Here is a 17,316-nt window from a genome sequence, read left to right as displayed (position 1 = left end):
TCCGGAAGAGATCGATGGTACAAGCGCTGTGACGGCTGACGCCGAAAACCGGACGACAGAAACTTCGGCAGAAGTCACTTTCCGGGACCGTACTTTAACCAATCCCCGAACTGTCGGTGGTGCCGCTCTGAGATTACCCAATGCGTTCACAGCTCGTTCGTGAGAGCGGGGAAGGACGACGCAGCCCCAAACGAGCGTCACTTATCCATCCGCTGTATGTCAAGCGTGAAGCGTGGACGTCATGACCGACATCAGACACGGGCGTCTTTCAAAGATCATCGGTCTTGTTGCGAATGCGACATCACTAACGAGCAACTGCAGGGAATGCGCGCCACGTCCGATGGCCTAGATCCTGCACAAATACACGCCGCGTGGAAGCAGCGCGACAACGTCGGTCATTCGGCCTTCGTTGCAAGATGGCGCATGCTCGTGTGTTCGAGAGGTGATATGAGATCTGAGTTTTTGTTTTGGGGGATCGCAACAGCTGCGCTCGTTGCAAACGGGGTCGTCAATTCGGCAGATTTTAAGCCGGCAGTAAAGGTCCCGCCTGCAGTATGGAGCTGGACCGGAGGCTATTTTGGTGGGCACGTCGGCGGGGGGTACGGCCGGACATCATTTAGTAATCCCTACGGTCCCTCGATCTATGGCGACGTGGTCGATACTCCGTTATTCCTCGCAGGAGGGCAGATCGGCTACAATTGGCAGAGGGATCGCTGGGTTTTTGGCCTTGAACTGAATGCCAGCGGCGTCATCTCGGACGGCGCAAACACCTGTCTTGCCGCCTCCGGTATTGTTGTGAGTGCAAACTGCAACGCAGGTCCGGACGTCTTCGTCACCGGGACCGGCCGGCTGGGTTATACGTTTGGCCCGCAGGGTCACACGCTTGCCTATCTCAGAGCAGGTGTGGCCTGGCAACACAATCGCGGCGATATAGCCAACGGTAACGAATTTTATAGCGAGACTTACCCGTCTGGATGGGCGCCACAGAATGCAACCCATTTCGACTATAATCGTATCGGGGGTCTCATCGGCGCAGGTGTCGAGCACGCGCTCACGCCCGCATGGTCGGTCAATATCGGATATGATTATCTGAGGTTCGGCGGACCAAGCGTGGCAACCCCTCCGACGCTACAATATCCGCCCTTTGCAACGGTCCCAGCTAGCGTCACTAACCTGTCCAGTGGCTATCACATCGGCAAGGTCGCTCTGAACTACCATTTTGATGCCGCCCCAGGGGCGGCGCGATGGTCCGATACGCCGCTTTACCCGATAGAGCCGACCTTTGGCGCGCCGGAAATTCCCTTCACGACCGGCTGGTCGCTAGAAAGCGGCACACGGCTCTGGCTGAGTCGGGGAAAATTTCAATGGGAAAATGGTCCGCCCGATCGTCTAGTGTCGAGGCTGACCTATCACAAGCTGGATGGGATTTCCGGTGAGTTGTTCGAACGACTTGACAGCCCCTGGGGAATCTTCCTGAAGGGCAATATCGGTTTGGGGCGCTTTAGTAGCGGGATTATGAATGATGAGGATTGGGGCTTGGCCGGCTTTGGCCATTCCATGGCCTATACCAACACGAGATCGGGTCAGGCGAACGGAAGGTTCATGTACTACACGGTCGATGCCGGTCATGATTTCCTGCGGGGCAGCACATACAAGATCGGTGGATTCGCCGGCTGGACCTATTACGGCCAAAAGTCTGACTCGATAGGATGCGTTACGATCGCTTCGCTTCCATGTCTCGCGCCGGACGATAAAAGGACGATGGGCAGCCAAGACACCAACTGGAATGCAGTGCGTATCGGCCTTAACGCTGAGACCATGTTGCTCGATCGCTGGCGCTTGAGCGCCGATGTCGCATACCTGCCCTGGACGGATTTCCAAGGGCGCGATAACCATCTCCTGCGAGACTTCACGACCTTCATCGATCATCGCGGGAGCGGCGGCCATGGGGTACAAATAGAAGGCATCTTATCGTACTTCATAACGAGCAATTTCAGCGTCGGCGTCGGCGGCCGTTACTGGGCGATGTGGAGTCCGAGAGATAGTGAGCAATTCGCCACCCAAGCCGAGCAGGCGCGCAGCCGTCCTGTGACCTCTGGGCCCTTTCCTGCAAGCTTTCACATGGAACGATGGGGCACGTTCTTGCAGGCTTCCTATAAGTTTCACTGAAACTATTCGCTCTTCCCTGGGCATTGAGCCGACTGTAGGGCGACCATGAACGGCGAAAGCGCATGTTCCGTGGTTCGGGTCATTGGGAGGTCGCAAGCTGCAAGCTTTTGGGTCAGTCAAACTCGAAAGCTTGCCTCGGCCTTCGACGGAAGACGGGACGCTGCGGGCGGCCTGAATGATGTGCTTTGGCCATCCTGCATTGCGCTCCGCTGCATCCTCAATGCATGTCGGCCTCATAAGCCGGTCTTATAAGATGCCGCTCGACTATATATTAGCGGTAGCAACCGCGGTGTCGCGCGTCGCTTGCTCCGTTACGTCTCTCCAGGTAGTCAAGATCGTACTGCACTTACGCTAGATCCGCCATTTCTACGCTTGTGCAACTTTAACGTTGTGGGTCAGGCCTGGCAGGGCTTGATCGACGCTTATCATGTCTTCGACGAAGGTCCTTTGGGGCCAAATCACGCTTGTCCTTGCCATCGTGCTCATGACCACCTGGGCGGCGACGGAGTGGGTTGCTTGGAAACTCGGATTCCAGGCCCAGCTCGGGCACCCCTGGTTTGAGCTCGGGCGTGGGAAGCCCGTCTACCTGCCGCCGGCGTTTTTCTGGTGGTGGTACGCCTACGATGCCTATGCGCCCACAATATTTATTGAGGGAGCCTGCATCGCGGCATCGGGCGGCTTCATTTCGATCATAGTTGCATTTGGCATGTCGGTCTGGCGAGCCCAAGAGGCGAAGACCGCCGCAACCTACGGCTCTGCGCGCTGGGCGCTTGCTACCGAACTTCGATCAGCGCAGCTTACTGGGCCGGATGGCGTCATACTCGGGCGGTCTGATCACAAGTATCTCAGGCACAATGGGCCCGAGCACGTACTCTGCTTTGCGCCGACGCGGTCGGGTAAGGGCGTTGGCCTGGTCGTTCCCACCCTCCTGACTTGGCCGGGTAGTTGCGTTGTCCACGACATCAAGGGCGAGAACTGGACCCTGACGTCCGGTTTTCGCTCTGCGCATGGACGCGTGCTGCTATTCGACCCGACGAACCGAAACTCTGCGGCTTACAACCCACTGCTTGAGGTCCGTCGGGGAGAATGGGAGGTTCGAGATGTCCAGAACATCGCGGACGTCCTGGTGGACCCGGAAGGAGCACTCGAACGACGCAGTCACTGGGAAAAGACAAGCCACTCGCTGCTGGTCGGCGGCATCCTGCACGTGCTTTACGCCGAGCCGGACAAGACCTTGGCGGGCGTCGCCAACTTCCTTTCGGACCCCAAGCGTCCCATCGAGGCGACGCTGCGCGCGATGATGACAACGCCGCACCTCGGCGATGCCGGTCCGCATCCCGTTATTGCGTCCGCAGCGCGCGAGCTCCTGAACAAGAGCGAAAATGAGCGCTCCGGAGTGCTTTCGACGGCCATGTCTTTCCTCGGGCTGTACCGCGATCCCGTGGTGGCGCGGGTCACGCGCTGCAGTGATTGGCGTATTCGCGATCTCGTGGAGGCGAAGCGACCGACAACGCTCTATCTCGTCGTGCCGCCCTCGGATATCAGCCGAACCAAGCCGCTTGTGCGGTTGATTCTCAACCAGATCGGACGGCGGCTCACGGAAGATCTCCACGCGGAGGCGCGCCGGCATCGCGTGCTGCTGATGCTTGACGAGTTCCCTGCTTTGGGCCGGCTCGACTTCTTCGAATCGGCGCTAGCGTTCATGGCGGGGTATGGCCTGAAGAGCTTCTTAATCGCCCAATCCCTAAATCAGGTCGAAAAGGCGTACGGCCCAAATAATTCCATTCTCGATAACTGCCATGTCCGCGTCGCATTCGCAACGAACGACGAGCGAACCGCAAGACGGGTCTCAGAGGCCCTCGGAATGGCAACCGAACTGCGCGCCATGAAAAATTATGCTGGTCACAGGTTAAGCCCCTGGCTGGGGCACCTGATGGTGTCCAGGCAAGAAACGGCGCGACCCCTTCTAACACCCGGTGAGGTCATGCAGTTGCCGTCGGACGATGAACTCGTATTGGTCTCGGGCTGTCCGCCGATCCGAGCCAAGAAGGCGCGCTATTACGAAGATCCCCGACTGCGTGAACGGGTACTCCCTCCAGCTCGGCCCGGTAACAGTGAAGATGGCATGAAATCTCCTCACGACGATTGGAGCAAGCTGCCTTTGCCTGTCGCCCCGCCGGCCAAACAGGAGCGGTCCGCTGACAACCAGCCCACGACGTCCAGCAGTGATCCTGCTAATGGCGGCATTAGGCGCGAACCGGAGCTCGGCCAGCACGAAGAGGTGGAGGTGGACCGCAGCACGGAAAGGGCAGAGTTCGATTTTGCCGATGAGGAAGGTGACGATGAGGTCCAGCGCGCCGGCATTCTTCGCAAACATGCTTCTAGTCTTGCGCGTCAAGCCGCAATGGATCCCGGTGACGGTCTCGATCTCTGAGCTGAGGGCATGCGCACCAAACATACGTTTCGTCTGCCGCCGGACCTCGCTGTTCAGCTTGCTGACTATGCCAACCGCAAGCGGGTGGCTCAGGCGCTCGTTGTGGAGACGGCGCTATCTACGTTCCTATCGCCAGACAATTCGGAGCGAATGGAGGCAGCGCTCAGCCGGCGTTTGGACCGCCTGACCCGCCAGCTCGAGCGGCTCGAGCGCCACGCTACGATTTCGAACGAAGCGCTCGCCCTGTTTGTCCGGTTTTGGCTCACCGCGACCCCGCCTTTGCCTGACACGGCGCAACCAGCAGCCCAGGCGAAAGGACGCGAGCGCTATGATTCGTTTGTTGAAGCATTGGGCCGTCGCCTGGCGAAGGGACACAGCCTGGCAAAGGAGGTTAGCTCGGACGTAGAGCCGCGCGAAGAGGGGCTGGAGAAGTCCGATCCCGCCTAAGTTCGGGCTCCTTTCTTTCCTTTCTAGAGCGTGATCCTGAAAAGCAGAGCGTTTCCCTCGCGACAAACGGGGACGGCGTTTGAGCGGAGATTATGCTCAAACAACAAGCCAAAGCGCGATGACGATTCCTACCAATCTCATCGCGCTCTAGTCTGCGCAAATCCTTTGATCGAGGTTCTCCTGCTGGTTGCAGCATCAAACTTTCGCTGCAGCTAGCAATCTCCGTGCGTCTCGGCCGCCCTATCGCCAAAAATGACCGAGGCCGGCGTGGGTAGCACCCACGCGGCGAGACATCGAAGAAGCTTGAATCGGTCGTTGCGTCAAGTTGTACAGGTCTGCGAAGGCATGTCCGCGAGAGCACGGCAAATGAAGCCACCGTTTCGCATTATTGTACTATGTTCTACTTTCGGTTTGCTCGGGCTGACCGAAGTTACGCCCACAGACCCAGTCCGGCGCTACGACTGCACCATAGACGGAACCGATCGAGAGCCGGTAGGTGATCGGAATGGGCACGTCATTGTCAGCCTTCAATACACCTGCCGCGTCGCAGATGGGCTGTTGAGGGACGCTGGCATCACGGCGATATCGGTCAGCGAGTGGGACAGTGAGAAGGGCACGTACTTGGCCTCTCTCGACGTTCACCGCGCGCTCGGAGGATATGCGGTTGGTCAGCTCTTGGAGGGGGACGGCTCCTCGGTCATGGAAGACAACAGGGCCGTCGGCATCGCCGCTTCCGGTAAGACCGTGTTTAAGTTCGCATCCGGCTCTTTGGCGGCTCTGTCGGGAAAGACAGTGAAATTCACGACCAAGCCCGTCGGTTCTCGCCGATTTGAGATGGAGTTCACAGGTTGGCCGGAAGCTGCTCAGCGGAAGTGACTCGCCTTTATTGGCCAACTCCTATGGTGGATTGGGACCAGGTCAGTTCCGCCGACAATCCAACATTCTCGGGAGTATGCCCGTAGCTCGAGGCCCCGAGCGCGTTGACTTCACACGCAGTCGCCGCTCAATCCCTGGCATCACAGATGCAAGCTGTGAGTGCGGCGCAGGGGCGATAGCCAGAGCCACAGCACGGAGGCGACGCCGAGCAAGCTGCTGGCCAATAGCGCAGTGCGCAGTCCAGGTCCGGCGCCGACCGCACCGCCAAGTAGCGCGCCCATCGGCGCAAGTCCCCACACCAAGCTCCGAATGCTCGCGTTGACGCGGCCCAGCACCCGAGGCGGAGCTAGCGCGTATCGAACGGAGACTTGATGCACGTTGTAGATCTCTTGACCAAACGACAGCACGAACTGGGACAGGGCCACGCAAACGAGTGCCACCGATCGCGGCTCTGTGAACAGCGCAGATAGGGTCATGCCTGCGGCGCTAAGCGCCAAGGTGGCCATCAAGACCGGCCCAAGGCCAATGGCACGGCCGGCCCAGGCTGCGGTGACTGCGCCCAGGATGCCACCCATCGCGCCGATGCTGAGAACCAAGCCCGTCGTCCAGCCGTCCAAACCAATATGTTGGGTTAGGTAAAGCAGAAAAACCGCAGAGTAGGCGTTGTAGCAGAAGATGAAGCTGCCAGTCGCCAACGTAACCGCCCGAAGGATCGGGTTGCCAAATACAGCCGTCAGTCCTTCCGCGATCTGGCCGACGACCGAGCTCGATCCAGTTGCGGACCGTTCGGCCGCGCGTGCCGGCAGCAGCGGCAGCAAGACGGCGGCCACTACGAAGGAGGCCGAGTCGACTAGAATTGCGGTCGGCGCAGAGAACGCGCTGACCAGCCAGCCTGCCAGGAAAGGACCGACGGTCACCACGCAAGATCTGCTGAGTTGCCAAGAACTCTGCGCTCTGACGAGTCGAGCACGATCCACGACCGTTGGCACGCACGCCAGATAGGCGACCTCGCCGATCACCGCAGCCGTTCCGACAAGCGTGGTTGCCATATACAGTTGGACCATTCCAAGCTGGCCAAGGCTGGCGAGCAGCGGTATCATTGCGAGCGTTACTGCCATCACTAAATTGGCGGTCAAAAGAATGCATCGGTGTGGGAGGCGATCCACGATCACCCCGGCAAGCAGGCCAATGATGAGGTAAGGCGCCCGACCGCAGGCGAGCAGCAACCCCGTCTGCGCAGGACCCGCTCCCAGTAGGGTGATCGCCGTCAGCGGCAGCGCCATAACGGTCACTTCGGATCCTAATTCCGACACCGTACGTCCAACGAGCAGCGCTAAGTATCCGCGCGGCAATCCGCGAGGCGGGGTAGAGATATCGGTGGGATTCATGCCTCGATCGCCGGGGTCGAGGCCGATAGATAGCCCAACCGCGCCAATTCGCCGCCGGCGATCCGCTCGAATTCCGCGACTTCCGTGAGCGTCAGATCCTGCCTGAAGCGACCAAGGCGGCCCCCGTGCAGCGGTTTGCTCGCGGACTCCGCTGCCGGGTGGCCGTTCGGACGCTCGAACAGTGCGTGCTCGTGTTCGGCGTGCCGTAGAACGGCTTCATCCCAGGGGAGCTGCAGGTGATCCAAAATCTGCTTAAGGCTGGGGCGGGGGTGAGTGACCAGATCCTCATAGCGCACCTCAAGATAACGCTCCGGTGGCGCGAGGAGATGAGGCCGCGATACGACTTCAAGCCATCCTTGCGCAGCGTCTGCCACGGTCTGGTAACCCCAGTCCGGTACCGTTTTCAAATGCGAGGCGGCAAGGTCGCGCCCGTCCCGTACAATGTGGACGAAATGCGCATGCGGCCACAACTGCGCGAAGACGTCGATTTGGGTGATCTTGCGTTGCAGCTTCAGTCCCCAGCGCCTTGCCGCTGCTTGTCCCCTTCGGAACTCACCGATCTCATTAATCAGCCTGCATCTGTCGGCGAATGAAACGATGTCCCCGGCTGTCTCATCCATCACCTTGGTGACGAGCTTGCGCACGTCCTCGAAGGACAGGCCGAACCGCTGGCATTGCACGACGAAGTGCGCGCCATCATACCAGAACGGATCGATCAAGCTTTTGGTCTCGCCCGTGACTCGGGGATCATTAGCGTGGAGAAGATCGGTCGCTTCCAGAATGTGCGAGCCGAGGTTCAACGGTTCCAGGAAGTCGATCTCCGGTCCCACCACCAGATCGGCATGAGAATCCAAAACGACGCTCAGCAATGTGGTACCGGATCGGTTTTCGCCGCCGAGCAGAACTGGCGAGGTAGAGAACCCGTCGGCCGCGGCCATAGGAGTGTCCCCCGTTCGACTGCTGGCGTTCATGGGCGGCTCGACGCGTTGAACCAACGCCGGACGGTATCCGGCGTAGCAACGAAGTGATCACCCGCAAACCGCACCGCGGCGGCGATCGGATCCGGATCGCCGCCTGTGCTCTCCGTGCGCCCTTTGGCGGCCAGCAGGGCGTGACCGACGGCTTCGATCGCGGCCCGCACGTCGGCATCGGATAACGCCGCGGACGGCATGAACCGGCCCCCGTACTGCATGAGGAAGCCGCGCGACCACATCTCCTGAAAGAAGGCGTGACCAAGGTCAGGGTTGGCAAACACGACATCGAACATGGTTGGCCATGCGAACGCGCGCGCTTGAACCTCTTGGCTCGCGAACACTTCATTAAGGCCGCTGATGAGTTGCTCGCCAACACGGCGCATCCGGGCGAGCGCGGTGCCATCGCGCAGCGCGTCCATAGTGCTCAGCGCGGCCGCGAATGGCGTGATCTCGCGCTGATAGGTGTTGCCGAGGTACGTCTTTTCGGCTGCGTTGAGCACGTCGGCGCGGCCAGCCACTGCCGATAGTGCCATGCCATTGGCAAGCCCCTTGCTGAATGTGATCAGGTCGGGCGCAAGCCCGATCGCGGTATGATAGCCGCCGGGGCCGTAGCGGAACCCCGTCATCACTTCGTCGAGGATGAGCAGGGCACCGTAGCGGTGCACCATATTCTGCAATTCCCGGTGATATTCGGGTGGGAAGAAGTTGACTTCGGGTGTGACGATCACCGCGGCGAGACGCCGCGCGCGGGCAAACCTCTCAAGCAGCTCCAGGTCATATTGGAAATCGACACTGTCGCGGTCCCGATCAGGTAGGCCCATCGTGGGACGGTCCTGCAAGTGCCAGTCGTGCCAGCCGTGGTATCCGCTGGTCAGCACCAGGTTCACATCGGTGTATGCGCGAGCCAAGCGGACCGCGGCGGTCGTGGCGCAGGAGCCGGTGCGGAAAAATATCGAGCGTTGCGCAAGCGGAAATACCTTGGCGAGCCGTTCGGCCAGCTCGACCCGGTGCTCCGACAATGGCCCGGGCACGATGCCGCCGGTCCGGCGCATTTCTAAGGCCACGTGATCGAGGACCGGTTCATATCCGGCTCCGAGCGGCGCAGCCCCGCTACAGGAGGTGAGATCGACGTATTGTCTTCCCTCAACATCCCAGACATACGCACCACAGGCACGGCTCATCACGATGGGAAAACGCCGATTGAGGTCCCATTTTTCCGATGCAGTGACCCGCAACGCCCGGCATAGTGCGGATTTGTGGGTCTCCGTCGCGGGCAATGTGGCATTGAGGGTGCTATTGAACATCAACAATCCTCCGGTCACGGCCTGTCAGGCAAGCTGCGTGACGATTCTGCGAGCGATCCGCAGCGCGTTTGCCTGAATGGTGAAGGTGGGGTTGACGCCGCCGGGGTACGGGAAGAATCCACCGTCCGCGACATAAAGATTGTCGATATCGTGCACGCGACCCCACCGGTCGACCACGGATTCCTTTGGATCAGTCCCTGCTCGACAGCCGCCATGCAGATGACCACTACCGAATTGATAGTTGGAAGCCGTGTAACTAATCTTTTTCGCGCCCGCCTCAGTCAGCAAGTCCGAGGCGCGACGCGACAAATAGTCCAATCGGCTCTTATCCAGTGGATGAGTCCTGTATTCGAGAACGATCTTCTGCAGACCCAATCGATCGCGCCTGTTCGACAATCGAACGGCGTTGCTGCGCATGGGCTGATCGGCCGCAAGGAAATGCACCCTTAACTTAAGTTTCCGGCCGCTGACCGCGCGCTCCGCCGGACTGGCTTCATATAGAAGTCCGCCTAAGCCGGATGGTGCGTCCGCGTCGAGGTAGTGATCGGTCATCGCAACGGTCGAGAACGGACCACCGGGCGGATGCGACGGCAAGCGATCCGCCATGATGGTGCCAGACACGTAGCCGCTGATTTTGAAGCAGATGCCGCGGCCGACCATGCCCGTGGAGTTGCCGATACCGCGGGGTGCTGTGGGCTGCGCAGATCTTAGCAGCAAGGCGGCAGATTGAATCGCGTTGCCAGCGAGCACTACGCATCGGGCGCGGACCCGAGCGCGTTGTTGGATGACAGTGTCAAGCCACTCCACTGAGGAGACATGGCTGACGCTGCCAAGCTCGATATGCACAGCCTTGCTACCTGAGGCAACCGTCAGGGCGCCGCGCGGCAGCGACTGATCCGTGAATGGCGAGCGCGCATCGGCGCGCGCGCCGCTCGGACAGAGGTGTTCGTTGCACGGGCCACACCGGTCACAGGCCGCCTGACCGCGGTAGGGGACCGAGTTGATCGCGAGCGGTGTCGGGAACGGCAACCAGCCTAGGCGTCCTCCCGCATTGGCCATCAGAGTGCCCTGCAGGCTATATTCGTGCGGCGGCAGCAGGCCGGGATCGCTGGGCGGCTCGAGTGGATCAGCGCCCGCCAATCGGGCAATCCCTATCCGCCGCTCAAGCTCCTCGTAATAGGGGCGCAGTTCCCCGTAATCGAAAGGCCAGACGGGATCGAGTGCGTCCGCGGCAACATGGGCTCGTGCATCGAAGTCGACGGTGCGACACCGGAACGCGATGCCAGCGTACAGCGTCATGCCGCCGCCCAGTGCCGATACCGTCCAGGGACGGCCTCGCGGGGTCAATGTCCCGGACGGAGAGCGCACCAGGGCGTTACCAAAACCACGTTGGACACTCTTCAATGAAGCGCCCGCAGGAAGCTCCTGGCCTGCTTCAAGGACGAGCACCTGGAATCCATTTCGGGCCAACTCGTGGGCAACTATCGAGCCACTGGCACCACTGCCGACTACGCACACATCAACGGCGTTGGACGTCATTGTCCCACCTACGACAAAGCACATCAGCCATTCATCACGACGATGTCCATCATTTGGATAGGTCGAGACGGCTTTGAAAACTGCCACCCACCATGACTCAGACGTCGCGACCTACCTTGCGACTCGTACAATATGACGTTCCGTACGATTCAAGCCCTTTGCGCGCGATCGCATGAATATGTTCAAGATCCTCTGAAGCGGGCGACCGGATGAACGTTGAGAGACCAGTATCTCGGAAGCACTTGGCGCGTGGTGTGCTGATGAGCGCCGTCTGTTCCAGCGACGTTTCGACCCCTCATCTCATTCTCATCGAATGGAAGCTCAAAACAGTGGTGCAGGGCAACACCTCGCAAGCGCGGATGACTGCGACGCGCTTACCACGAGGCTAGGATGCCGGGTGATTTCGGATCGGCCCCGATTCCAGCTCATGCAAAAAAGTGAGCTGTGCCCCGGTGCGAAGCGTCTGCTCGCAATGGGAATGGCCGTTGGCGCTGCATTGCGACGCCGTCCCGGCACTGCAGTGGCCCTTTTCTGGCCTTGTTTGGCTTTGGCGAGCCGACTTCAGGTCTATTGCCCGAAGATCGGGAAGCGGCGATGGGTCGTCTTCTCCTGCGGTGCCGTTGGAGCAAAGCACGCAGGCTCTGCTGTGGCCTTGGCAATTGGGTGAGAGCAGGGTCAGGTCGATAACTTGCGACTCCCGGGCTCCGATTAGGGCCGATCTAACTCCGCGTGAGGATCGTGCCGCATACTGCCCCTTCAAATAGGGGGAGGACGTCCAAGAGACTGAAAGCTTCAATGTAAATCGCTCGCATAGAATGTCTGCTCTGCGTGGTGGAAGTCCCTGAGCATCCCAAAGCGATGCGTCTTCCGTTACTCTGCAAAATGACGTGAAGTCTTACGGACAATGATGTTTCGCAATCACCGATTCAATAGTCGATTGCCTGATGAATCTGCGACATAGTGATTGGTATGCGCCGAGCCGGGCAAGGAATTGCGGGCCAGCTCAGCACGATACAGCCAATGATCCGCGCCTAGCTTCGCGCAGGTTCGCCCAAATGCCTCCATATCAGCACTTAACTGCTTTCGATCCGGCAGATTCACACATCCGGCAAAGCAGAAAACCTTCTTTTTTTCCGGCCATGCGCTCGGCAATTTCGCAAAAAGTTGGACCTTCGAAGAGATCTTGATATTCGTCGCGGAGAAGATTTCCTAAAACGTGGCGTCGCTCAAAATCCATGCAGCACAGAGTAACGTCGCCGTTAGGGAGAAGAAGATTGCGATGGTATCGTTCGTCAGCACATGTCACTGCGCCTGCGATTGGCTGCCCTGCTTCAACGATGTCAGGATGAACTTCTGCAGCCCTGACGCTCCGGGGGCGGGAGCGAACGAGCGCTTTCTCGGGGATTATCTCGACGAGATCAGGATGGACGTCGCCCACGACCATGAACAGCATCGAGGAAATGTCTGCGTCGACAAGTTGACGCACCAAATCGACATACTCGCTTCTGACGAGACGGCTGTTCATGTAAGTGCCGTCATCGACGACATGGACTAAGAAAGCCTGGAAATGTAGGGCTTGCAGCCGTTTTAGATCCCGCCGGTTCATGCCTACAAGCGTCGTCGAGATCCTGATGCCGTGGCCTGATGCGGAGGCATGCTCAACCATATCGGTGCAAGCTGGATTGAGCCAGGGTTCCGAGTAGCCGGCGAAGCTGATGTCGACAGTTGGTGGTACGCGCGCCAAACATTTCTTGAAATCTTCAAGACGAAGATGCTTTGCATGCGACACGGCACGTTGCCGAACGGCAAACCGGTCCTGCGGACAATAAGAACATCCGATGACGCAGCCCGTGGTCGTCGTTACTTCCAGGACCCTGCCGTTGGGCATCGCCGAATCGGGATCTTCTATGTTCGTCGAATCGTTCACTTTCACGGCCCTCGGTGTCCAAAACACGAGATCTCGATGGAGGCCGCGCGATTTGCGTCCCTCATGCGGGTCACTCACCATCATCACAAACTAATGGGGCATAAGCGCGACGCTCTGAGCGGAATCGCAACCGCGAAAGACATTCACTTGCTTTCCTTCGCCGCCCTGATTGAAGTCAAAGCAGAGCTAGGCGGGTGCCGAAGAATTGATCTAGGTTGCCTCGGTTTGATAACGCGAGGTTCTTTTGCCGACGACCCGTCAATGGATGATATTGGCCGTTAATGTCTAATCCACCGCAACAAGCGTTGATCCTGCGTAACGGCGACTGTCGATCAATCGACGGGACCAAAAGGATGTTTGGCCCTTGCGCAATGTAGGGCCGAGCTACGCGACCAAAATCTTGCAATCTGACCCTAGGTGCGATTCGAGCATCCTCGAACGATCAGAATGCAATCGCGTTCCGAAAGAGCGACTTTAGCCGCCGAAGCTTTACTGGTGGGCGAGGCGATCGGCATTGGTCGCGCGCAATTCCGGCGAGAACCCCGGATTCCGGAATAAAAATTCGTCAACTGAGAAATTCACACGAGCACGCCGGCAGCTCATACTCGTGCTGGCAAGCGGGCTTATTCGGGATCAAGCGGCTTATCCTAGCGGTGGCAAGCGTCAGCCCAGCTTATCTCGACCGTTGCTCAACAATCGTAACGTCATCGCACTGTGGGCGGGTGAAGGGGACTACTCACACTTCATTTTGAGCCGCACTGCTGGTTGCTGGGAGTGTCGAGAGACGCGCGGCGAGCGCCCCACATTGGATACCAATGTCGGGTATCATTCTGATTTCCCAGACGACCGCACGCGAGTGGGCCCGCGGCGGGTAGACGGCGCTAAGTAGTCCTCGACTACAAACCGGTAAGCGCTTCATGCGGGTTGGAGACCCGACCCGGGGTCAAAGAGTATCTGGTAGAGTCAACAGACCTTGTGAGTTCTCCCTCCGATCACCTCAGGATGATGAATCCTCGTGCGGCGAGGCAATTTAGCACCTTGTCAGCCAAGTGTTCTGGCCGCTCGCCTGATGCCTTCAAATGGAGTTCCGGCGTGCTTGGCGCTTCGTACGGCGCATCGATGCCGGTGAAGTTCTTGATCTGGCCTTTTGCCTTGGAATAAAGACCCTTTGGGTCGCGTCGGATGCATTCTTCTATCGGTGTGTCCACAAAGACCTCGACGAATTCGCGGTTCCCGACCAGATTGCGCACCATGTTCCGGTCAGCCTTGTAGGGAGAAATGAACGAGCAGATGACGATCAGTCCGGCTTCGAGCATCAATCGTGCCGCCTCGCCAGCACGGCGAATATTCTCAAAACGATCTTCCTCGGTGAACTCGAGATCACGGTTGAGCCCCTGACGCAGGTTGTCGCCATCCAGCAGCATCGAGTGATGCGACATTGCGAACAGCTTCTGGTCGACGATATTGGCAATCGTCGACTTGCCAGAGCCGGAAAGGCCGGTGAACCAGATGACGCACGGCTTCTGATGCATGAGCGCGGAACGCTCCTGCTTCCCAATCGACAGCGGTTGCTGGACGATGTTGGTCGTGCGCCGGCGCGAGAATTCGATCATCCCCGCGCCAACAGTGCGGTTGGTAGAGACGTCGATTACGATGAGCGATCCCGTCCGCCGGTTGATACGGTAGGGATCGAACGTTGCAGGCAGGACAGTGGCCAGATTGCAGAAGCCGATCTCATTAAGACCCAACGTGGTCGCCGCGACCTGCTTGCGTGTGTTGACGTCGACCTTGTATTTGATGCAGCTGATGCTGCCGGAAGTGATCGATTGCGTGCCAATCCGGAATGCATAGGAACGACCCGGCACCATTGGCTCCTGGTCCATCCAGATCAGATGAGCGGCAAACTGATGGGCGATTTCAGGCCGGTGCGTCGGGCTCGCCAGGACATCGCCGCGGCTGACGTCGATCTCATCCTCGAGCGTGATCGTCACGGCTTCGCCCGCTCCGGCGACCGCAAGATCACCATCGTAGGTCACAATCCGCTTGACGCGCGAGCTCAGCCCCGAGACTGCGACGATTATTTCATCACCAACCGAGATGCTTCCGGAGGCGATCGTGCCCGCATACCCTCGGAAATCCAGATTTGGCCGGTTCACCCACTGTACCGGAAAACGGAAAGGTAGATCGGTCGTCTCGGATTCTATGTCGACAGTCTCGAGGTGATCAAGCAGGGACTGGCCCTGATACCAATCGGTGTTGCGGGATCGCTTGGTGATGTTGTCGCCGTACCTGGCGGAGATCGGAAGTGGAGTGATCGACGTAAAGCCGAGCTCCGAAGCAAAGGCAACATAGTCGTTCACGATGCCGTCGAAGATGTCCTTTCGGTAGTCAACGAGATCTATCTTGTTCACGGCGAGCACGACGTGCCGGATACCCAACAGCGAGCAGATGAAGGAGTGGCGCTTGGTTTGCGCAAGGACCCCTTTGCGCGCATCGATCAAGATGATGGCGAGCTGCGCGTTGGAGGCGCCGGTCGCCATATTGCGTGTATATTGTTCGTGGCCTGGTGTATCGGCGACTACGAATGATCGATGCGACGTGGTGAAAAACCGATGGGCGACGTCGATGGTAATACCTTGTTGGCGCTCAGCCTCGAGACCGTCGACCAGCAGGGCAAAGTCGATGTCGCCGCCCGTTGTACCGTGCTTGGCGCTGTCCCGGGCAAGCGCATGCAGCTGGTCCTCATAGATCATCTTGCTGTCGTGCAAGAGTCGGCCAATCAACGTTGATTTTCCGTCATCGACCGAGCCACAGGTGATGAAGCGCAATTGATCCTTGCTGTCAGCCTCGCCGACGCAAGGGCTGGCTTCCATATCCATCAAAAGTATCCTTCTCGCTTCTTCTTCTCCATTGAAGCTGTCTCATCCATGTCGATGAGGCGCCCCTGGCGCTCCGAAACTGTCGCAACCTGCATTTCGGCGACAATGTCCTCGATCGTGGTCGCCTCCGATTCGATGGCGCCGCTCAGGGGGTAGCACCCAAGTGTACGAAAGCGGATTCTCCGCATCTGCGGGGTCTCGCTCTGCAAGAGCGGGAGCCGCTCGTCGTCCACCATGATCAAGGTACCGTTCCGATGCACTACCGGTCGCCATCTCGCGAAGTAGAGAGGCACGACGGGAATCTTCTCGAACATGATGTATTCCCAGACGTCGAGCTCCGTCCAATTCGACATCGCGAACACTCTCATGGTTTCGCCTTGACGAATGCGGGTGTTGAACAGGTTCCAAAGTTCGGGCCGTTGGTTACGCGGATCCCAGACGTGTCCTGCCGAGCGGAACGAAAATATGCGCTCCTTGGCGCGGCTTTTCTCCTCGTCCCGCCGCGCGCCGGCGAATGCCGCATCGAATCCGTACAGGTCAAGGGCCTGCTTGAGCGCGTCGGTCTTCATAACCTGCGTATGCAGCGCGGAGCCGGAATCGATGGGATTGATGCCGCGCGCGATGCCGTCCTTGTTCACGTGGACGATCAGATCGATCCCGATGCGTTTTGCCGTCTCGTCGCGAAAGGCGATCATTTCGCGGAATTTCCACGTCGTATCAATATGCATCAACGGGAAAGGCAGCTTCGCCGGATAGAACGCCTTCATCGCCAGGTGGAGCATGACGCTCGAATCTTTACCAATTGAATAGAGCATCACCGGGTTTTTGAACTCGGCGACAACTTCCCGCATGATTTCAATCGTCTCGGCCTCGAGCCGACGCAAATGGCGGGGCAGCGTATGCGTTTCCAATCTGATCATAACCTTCGCGTTCATATTGAACATGTTCGAGATATACCCAGCAACGAAGTTGCCCTGCCGGTGTTCACGCTATATTTCAGAGCTTTTGTACGAGGTCAGTGATCGCTTAGCCTCGATGAAGCAGGATTGTGTGCTCCGCCGCGGGATGTGATCGATGGTCGATCCAAAGCGGACAGAGGTCGGCGGCGCCATCCCCAAATGGCACAAAATTGTGGGAACGAGCCGTGAACTGGAGATCGCCGACTGACTGACGATCGTTCGATTTCTTGTTGATGCCTCAACATCAAACGAGCTAACCGTGGCGCAAAGCCGTTGCGCCCGGGCGGGGCAGTGCGATCGGTCCATCTTGCTGGAGGGGAAGGCATGATCATCTACATGCCTTTCGCGCTTGCAGGCGTCCTTGCCGCCAATCAAGAGCAAGTGAGCCGGGAAAAAACCGCCTATGACCGGACTGACGCG

Annotated in this window: 11 protein-coding genes; 4 read left to right on the top strand and 7 right to left on the bottom strand. The window is 58.9% G+C overall.

The genetic code is table 11. The annotated features are described in order from the left end of the window. Window positions 1-447: 447 nt before the first annotated feature. From QA645_RS40280 to QA645_RS40265, 4 genes are all read left to right on the top strand, one after another. The gene (locus QA645_RS40280) at window positions 448-2,169 is read left to right on the top strand and encodes an outer membrane beta-barrel protein (RefSeq protein WP_283046522.1); all 1,722 of its coding nucleotides are present in this window, start codon (window positions 448-450) and stop codon (window positions 2,167-2,169) included. A gap of 427 nt (window positions 2,170-2,596) precedes the next feature. Next, window positions 2,597-4,603, top strand: coding sequence for a conjugal transfer protein TraG (locus QA645_RS40275; protein WP_283046520.1), 2,007 nt, complete (start codon window positions 2,597-2,599; stop codon window positions 4,601-4,603). A 9-nt stretch (window positions 4,604-4,612) separates the two neighbouring features. Further along, window positions 4,613-5,050: a CopG family transcriptional regulator gene (locus tag QA645_RS40270; RefSeq protein ID WP_283046519.1), complete on the top strand. Its 438-nt coding sequence runs from the start codon at window positions 4,613-4,615 to the stop codon at window positions 5,048-5,050. 366 nt (window positions 5,051-5,416) lie between these two features. Further along, the gene (locus tag QA645_RS40265) at window positions 5,417-5,926 is read left to right on the top strand and encodes a hypothetical protein (RefSeq protein ID WP_063690586.1); all 510 of its coding nucleotides are present in this window, start codon (window positions 5,417-5,419) and stop codon (window positions 5,924-5,926) included. Between the two features lie 140 nt (window positions 5,927-6,066). Here the strand turns inward: QA645_RS40265 and QA645_RS40260 are convergent, their stop codons facing one another. The 7 genes from QA645_RS40260 to cysD all read right to left on the bottom strand — a co-directional run bounded on the left by QA645_RS40260 (window position 6,067) and on the right by cysD (window position 16,872). Beyond that, on the bottom strand, window positions 6,067-7,209 hold the full coding sequence (locus QA645_RS40260; RefSeq protein ID WP_283046517.1) for an MFS transporter: 1,143 nt from the start codon (window positions 7,207-7,209) through the stop codon (window positions 6,067-6,069). Between the two features lie 101 nt (window positions 7,210-7,310). Further along, a complete protein-coding gene (locus QA645_RS40255; protein WP_283046516.1) occupies window positions 7,311-8,252 on the bottom strand; it encodes a sulfotransferase in 942 nt (313 codons plus the stop codon). A gap of 29 nt (window positions 8,253-8,281) precedes the next feature. Continuing rightward, window positions 8,282-9,592, bottom strand: coding sequence for an aminotransferase class III-fold pyridoxal phosphate-dependent enzyme (locus QA645_RS40250; RefSeq protein ID WP_082813822.1), 1,311 nt, complete (start codon window positions 9,590-9,592; stop codon window positions 8,282-8,284). Window positions 9,593-9,616: 24 nt separating this feature from the next. Beyond that, window positions 9,617-11,131, bottom strand: a complete 1,515-nt coding sequence (locus QA645_RS40245) for a GMC family oxidoreductase (RefSeq protein ID WP_283046515.1) — start codon at window positions 11,129-11,131, stop codon at window positions 9,617-9,619. A 1,066-nt stretch (window positions 11,132-12,197) separates the two neighbouring features. Further along, on the bottom strand, window positions 12,198-13,064 hold the full coding sequence (locus QA645_RS40240) for a radical SAM/SPASM domain-containing protein (protein WP_283046514.1): 867 nt from the start codon (window positions 13,062-13,064) through the stop codon (window positions 12,198-12,200). 986 nt (window positions 13,065-14,050) lie between these two features. Beyond that, window positions 14,051-15,937, bottom strand: coding sequence for a sulfate adenylyltransferase subunit CysN (gene cysN, locus QA645_RS40235; RefSeq protein WP_283046513.1), 1,887 nt, complete (start codon window positions 15,935-15,937; stop codon window positions 14,051-14,053). Continuing rightward, window positions 15,937-16,872, bottom strand: a complete 936-nt coding sequence (gene cysD / locus QA645_RS40230; RefSeq protein WP_283053567.1) for a sulfate adenylyltransferase subunit CysD — start codon at window positions 16,870-16,872, stop codon at window positions 15,937-15,939. The genes cysN and cysD overlap by 1 nt, the downstream gene beginning before the upstream one ends. Window positions 16,873-17,316 lie beyond the last annotated feature (444 nt).

Source organism: Bradyrhizobium sp. CIAT3101 (assembly GCF_029714945.1).
Taxonomy (GTDB): domain Bacteria; phylum Pseudomonadota; class Alphaproteobacteria; order Rhizobiales; family Xanthobacteraceae; genus Bradyrhizobium.
The sequence above is the reverse complement of the archived record's forward strand: the minus strand, read 5'-3'. Positions and strand labels throughout refer to the sequence as shown.

Bases quoted from the DNA above. Each gene is read 5' to 3' on its own strand.
- cysN (WP_283046513.1), bottom strand. From the start codon at position 15,937: ATGGATATGGAAGCCAGCCCTTGCGTCGGCGAGGCTGACAGCAAGGAT.
- QA645_RS40270 (WP_283046519.1), top strand. From the start codon at position 4,613: ATGCGCACCAAACATACGTTTCGTCTGCCGCCGGACCTCGCTGTTCAG.
- cysD (WP_283053567.1), bottom strand. From the start codon at position 16,872: ATGAACGCGAAGGTTATGATCAGATTGGAAACGCATACGCTGCCCCGC.
- QA645_RS40245 (WP_283046515.1), bottom strand. From the start codon at position 11,131: ATGACGTCCAACGCCGTTGATGTGTGCGTAGTCGGCAGTGGTGCCAGT.
- QA645_RS40280 (WP_283046522.1), top strand. From the start codon at position 448: ATGAGATCTGAGTTTTTGTTTTGGGGGATCGCAACAGCTGCGCTCGTT.
- QA645_RS40255 (WP_283046516.1), bottom strand. From the start codon at position 8,252: ATGGCCGCGGCCGACGGGTTCTCTACCTCGCCAGTTCTGCTCGGCGGC.
- QA645_RS40275 (WP_283046520.1), top strand. From the start codon at position 2,597: ATGTCTTCGACGAAGGTCCTTTGGGGCCAAATCACGCTTGTCCTTGCC.
- QA645_RS40260 (WP_283046517.1), bottom strand. From the start codon at position 7,209: ATGGCGCTGCCGCTGACGGCGATCACCCTACTGGGAGCGGGTCCTGCG.
- QA645_RS40265 (WP_063690586.1), top strand. From the start codon at position 5,417: ATGAAGCCACCGTTTCGCATTATTGTACTATGTTCTACTTTCGGTTTG.
- QA645_RS40250 (WP_082813822.1), bottom strand. From the start codon at position 9,592: ATGTTCAATAGCACCCTCAATGCCACATTGCCCGCGACGGAGACCCAC.